The following is a 4,448-nucleotide window of genomic DNA, read 5'->3' on the forward strand; positions in this document are numbered from 1 at the left end:
CAGGTAGAGGGCGTCAATGAGCACGATCTCGCTCTCGCCGCTGATCAGCGTGGCCGTCGTGGGAGAGAAGACTCCCGACGGCATCACCTCCGGCATGTCCTCGAAGGGAACGCGCGGCCACCGGCCCACGAAGACTGTCGCGCGAACGGGCGGTCGGGGAGCTGCGTTGGCTTGGTTCATCGAATCCTCCGTAGTCGTCATTGCGTCATTCATAATGCTGTTATAACGTTGTTCTAGTCAAGGCGCACAACACGAAGGAGATGCTTCGACATGCCGATGTGGCAGATCTACGCCCCCGAGGGCGCGTACGACATGGACAGCAAGAAGGCCTTCTCGGACGCCATCACCGACCTCTACGTGGACTTCGCCGGACTTCCCCGGTTCTACGTGGTCGTCGTGTTCGAGGAGCGTCCTCAGGGCAGCATCTGGGTGGGCGGCGAGCCGGCCGACAACTTCGTGCGGGTCGTCATCGATCACATCGCGCGCCAGCTCGACACCCCGGAGCTGCGAGACCTGACGATGGAGGCCATGGAGGCGACGCTCGAGCCCTTCGTGCGCGAGCGCGGCTTCGACTGGGAGATCCACATCGACGAGACGCCGATCGATCTCTGGCGCACTCAGGGACTCGTGCCACCGCCGCCGGAGTCCGTCCACGAGAGGCGCTGGGCCGACGAGAACGCGCCCTCTCCCTGGCAGGACGCTGCCGCAAGCCTGACCGCCTGATCCTCTTCACCCGACAACAGGAGTTCCGATGAACAACGTGCCCAACCCGGATGAGATGTTCCAGTTCGTTCGCACCACCTTCCACGCCGCCCGCTCCGACGCCGCGATCGTCGAGAAGCTCAACGGCATGAACACGGTGCTGAAGGTCATCACCTCCGACCCGGAGAGCGTCCTCATCATCGACACCGCGCGTCAGGATGCCTGGCAGGGCGGGCTGGACGATGCCTCGGACGCAACTCTCCGCATGTCCCTCGAGGCGGCGAACCTGTTCTGGCAGGGCGAGCTGAACCTGCTCGCCGCGATGACCCGCGGCGTGGTCAGGGTCCAGGGGAAGAAGTCCGCGCTGGTGAGGGTGCTGCCGATCGCGGCCGAGCTGTTCCCGCTCTACGTGAAGACCGTCAAGGAAGCGGGTCGCGAGGACGTGCTGCTCGAGGCCGCACGTTCGAGGGCCTGAGCAGATCCACACCGGCGGGTTCGCTCCGCTACACGCGCGGAGCGGACCCGCCAGCCAACCCGCGAGCACTCCTCGTGGCCCGGCTCGACGCCTCGCGGTCGTCTCCCTGTCCCACCATGAATCCGACGGTCAGGGGGACCAAGATCGTCTCCACCGGGTCCGCGAACTCTCCGAAGTGCCCGCTCAGCTCCAGGCTGATGTGTCCGTGGACGAGGGCCCACAGTTGCGCGGCCAGCTCACGACTGCTGGGCGAGGTGACCCGACCGGCGGAGATCGCTCGCTCACAGCTGCGAGTGAGGGTGGCGAAGGTGTTGACGTACGACGTTCCGCCTGCGGGCAAGTCCCTTCCGTCGACCTGTTCTCCGCGGATGCCATTGCCGCTGGGAAGACCGAAGAGCAGGTCGTAGAGGTGGGGGTTCTCAAGCGCGAATCGGCGGTACTCGAGGGCCTGCGCGAAGAGATCGGCCACCGGGTCGTCGGTCGTCGGCAGCCCTGTCAACCGTCCGTTGAGCCGGGCGTAGCCCTCCTCGCAGACTGCCGAAAGGAGGCCGGGCAACCCACCGAAGGCCGAGTAGAGCGCCATCGTGGTGACTTCGGCCTCGTCCACGACTGCGCGGGCCTTCACGCCGGCAACGCCATCTCTGGTGATCAGGCCGATCGCGGCGTCGATGAGGGCCGTTTGTCGGGCGGCGCGGGTGTCGCTGGGGCTCACGGCGTCAGTCTCTCATGGCTTCGAACAACTCATAACAACGCTATAACCTCGTTCCACAGAAGGGCTTCGTCAATGACCTCCGAGCAGACGTACCGTCGCACCACTGTCTCCATCCCCTCAGGCAACAGCTTCTGCGCTGCCTGGTTGTACCTCCCCGAGGGCGTCTCCTCGCCACCCGTCGTCGTGCTCGGTCATGGCATGGGCGCGACCCGTGAGATGCGCCTCGACGCCTTCGCCGAGCGGTTCGCCTCTCGGGGAATCGCCTGCATCGCCTTCACCTACCGCAACTTCGGGGACAGCGGCGGGGACCACCGCCAGGAGCTGCACCCCCGGCAGCAGCTCCAGGACTGGGAGGCGGTCCTCGCACATGTGCGGACGCGGACCGACCTGGACAGCGAGCGCATGGCTGTCTGGGGCACATCCTTCGGCGGAGGACACGTGATCACGATCGCGTCTCGTCATCCCGAGCTGGCTGCGGCCGTCGCACAGTGCCCGTTCACGGATGGTCTGGCCACAGCGTTGCGCCAGAGCCCGAGAGAGTCCCTCCGTCTCCAGTCCCTGCTGGTGCGCGACCTGCTCGCGACAGTCACCCGGAGGGCCCCGGTCACCTTGCCCTTCGCCGCGAAGCCGGGTGGCGTCGCGATCATGACTGCCGAGGACGCGCTCCCGGGCTACGAGGCGCTGATGCCGGCCGGGGAGACGTTCATCAATCACACCCGAGCCCGAGTGATCCCGCGGCTGGCCTCGTACCGACCAGGCAGGAGGGCCAGGAAGGTGGCGCCACCGATCCTCTTCTGCGTCAGCAGCACCGACAGCGTCGCCCCCGCGGACGTCACGTTGAAGTACGCACACCAGGCTCCGCGGGGTGTGGTCAAGACGTACGACGCGGGACACTTCGCCTTCTACCTCGGCGAACCCTTCGAACAGCTCGTCGCTGACCAGCTCGCCTTCTTCGAGGAACACCTCGGCCTCGCAGGAACGGCGGACGAGCGATGACCTTCTCTGCCCTTCTGCTCAGCGACCACATGGCCAACCTGGCAGACCGCCGGGCCGCCGCCGATCCGCACGGCCCGGCCGTGAGCGACGACGACACCGAACTCGACAACCAGGAGTTCCTCCGCCGCGTCCTCCAGGCGAGCGCGTACCTCCGCGTCCACGGGGCGAGGCCGGGAGACGTCGTCGCCCTCCAGCTGCCCAACGGGGTCGACTTCGTCGTCCTCCTCTTTGCGGCATGGCGCATCGGCTGCACGGTGACGCCCGTCAATCCCGCGCTCCTGCCCGACGAGACGCAGTACCAGCTGACCGACTCCGGCGCCGTCCTGCTGGTCGACCTGCACGGCGAGGCCCGGTTCGAGGGGGCGACCACCATCGCGGCGACAGCAATGGTCTCAGCTGACGGGGGCCGCCTCGACGAACCCGTGACCGATCACGAAGCCATGGCTCTCCTGATCTACACCAGCGGTACGACGGGTCGGCCCAAGGGCGTGATCCTCACCCACGCCAACCTCATCGCCATGGCGTCCATGGGAGCCGAGGGGCTCAGGGCATCCCGCACGGACCGATCCCTGCTGATCCTGCCGTTGTTCCACGTCAACGGCATCGTCGTCAGCGTGCTCGTACCGTTGCTGGTGGGGGGCAGCACCGCCATTGGCGGCCGATTCGACCCTGCCACCTTCTTCGATCTCGTCGACCGGGTCCGTCCGACCTACTTCAGCGGTGTCCCGACGATCTTCGCCTTGCTGGCGCAGCTGCCGGAGGAGTGCGAGCCCGATGCTTCGTCCATCAGGTTCGCCGCGTGCGGGGCGGCGCCTGCACCGGCGGGGTTGCTGGAGGCCTTTGAACGGCGTTTCGGGTTCCCGGTGCTCGAGGGCTACGGCCTGTCGGAGGGGACCTGTGCCAGCACCATCAACCCGGCCGACGGCACGCGGAAGCCCGGCACAGTTGGTCTGCCGCTGCCTGGGCAACGGATCAAGATCGTCGACGCCGACGGCTCCGAGGTCGGACAGGGCGTCACTGGCCAGGTCGCGATCAGCGGCGCGAACATCATGCTCGGGTACCTAGGACGTCCCGAGGAGACTCGTGCGGCCCTCGTGGACGGCTGGCTGATGACCGGCGACCTTGGACACCTGGACTCCGATGGCTACCTCACCATCGACGGTCGGGTGAAGGACATGATCATCCGGGGCGGCGAGAACATCTACCCGCGCGAGATCGAGGACGTCCTTGCCACCCACCCGTCGACGGTCAACGTCGCCGTGGTCGGCCAACCGGATCAGATGTGGGGCGAAGTGGTCACCGCGTTCGTGACGGTCAACACGGGAGATGTGCCGACGTCTGTCGAGGCCGACCTGCACGCCTGGTGTGCCGAGCGGCTGACCCCGTACAAGCGCCCGGTCAGCATCGCAGTCCTGTCGGAACTGCCCTTGAACGCGATGGGGAAGATCGACAAGCTGGCACTGCGGAGTGCGGCTACGGGGCCGCCAGCTTCACCACGTTCAACGTGAGCGGCCCGAGGAGCGCGCATCGCCGACCGGCTCCACCGGGTCCGCCGGTTCCAGC

The 4,448-nt window shown here is 67.0% G+C and carries 6 protein-coding genes; 4 read left to right on the plus strand and 2 right to left on the minus strand.

The genetic code is table 11. The annotated features are described in order from the left end of the window. Positions 1–180 (minus strand): hypothetical protein (locus tag ACOADB_RS14965; RefSeq protein WP_378600098.1); only part of this gene is annotated, 180 nt, incomplete at its 3' end. Positions 181–270: 90 nt separating this feature from the next. Between ACOADB_RS14965 and ACOADB_RS14970 the strand changes: the two genes are divergently transcribed. Both ACOADB_RS14970 and ACOADB_RS14975 read left to right on the plus strand, forming a co-directional pair. Then, positions 271–723, plus strand: a complete 453-nt coding sequence (locus ACOADB_RS14970; RefSeq protein ID WP_378600100.1) for a tautomerase family protein — start codon at positions 271–273, stop codon at positions 721–723. Between the two features lie 28 nt (positions 724–751). Continuing rightward, positions 752–1,177: a hypothetical protein gene (locus ACOADB_RS14975; protein ID WP_378600103.1), complete on the plus strand. Its 426-nt coding sequence runs from the start codon at positions 752–754 to the stop codon at positions 1,175–1,177. A gap of 28 nt (positions 1,178–1,205) precedes the next feature. Here the strand turns inward: ACOADB_RS14975 and ACOADB_RS14980 are convergent, their stop codons facing one another. After that, complete coding sequence (locus ACOADB_RS14980) at positions 1,206–1,889, minus strand: TetR/AcrR family transcriptional regulator (RefSeq protein ID WP_378600106.1); 684 nt, start codon at positions 1,887–1,889, stop codon at positions 1,206–1,208. Positions 1,890–1,961: 72 nt separating this feature from the next. On the opposite strand from ACOADB_RS14980, the gene ACOADB_RS14985 reads away from it, so the two are divergent. Then, complete coding sequence (locus tag ACOADB_RS14985) at positions 1,962–2,885, plus strand: alpha/beta hydrolase (protein ID WP_378600108.1); 924 nt, start codon at positions 1,962–1,964, stop codon at positions 2,883–2,885. Then, positions 2,882–4,393, plus strand: coding sequence for a class I adenylate-forming enzyme family protein (locus ACOADB_RS14990; RefSeq protein WP_378600110.1), 1,512 nt, complete (start codon positions 2,882–2,884; stop codon positions 4,391–4,393). The genes ACOADB_RS14985 and ACOADB_RS14990 overlap by 4 nt, the downstream gene beginning before the upstream one ends. Positions 4,394–4,448 lie beyond the last annotated feature (55 nt).

This window comes from Nocardioides sp. CPCC 206348 (genome assembly GCF_048654705.1).
In the GTDB taxonomy this organism is placed as follows: Bacteria; Actinomycetota; Actinomycetes; order Propionibacteriales; family Nocardioidaceae; genus Nocardioides.

What these genes read in the sequence shown, in the direction of transcription:
- ACOADB_RS14970 (WP_378600100.1), top strand. Translation starts at nt 271, where the DNA reads ATGCCGATGTGGCAGATCTACGCCCCCGAGGGCGCGTACGACATGGAC.
- ACOADB_RS14975 (WP_378600103.1), top strand. Translation starts at nt 752, where the DNA reads ATGAACAACGTGCCCAACCCGGATGAGATGTTCCAGTTCGTTCGCACC.
- ACOADB_RS14985 (WP_378600108.1), top strand. Translation starts at nt 1,962, where the DNA reads ATGACCTCCGAGCAGACGTACCGTCGCACCACTGTCTCCATCCCCTCA.
- ACOADB_RS14990 (WP_378600110.1), top strand. Translation starts at nt 2,882, where the DNA reads ATGACCTTCTCTGCCCTTCTGCTCAGCGACCACATGGCCAACCTGGCA.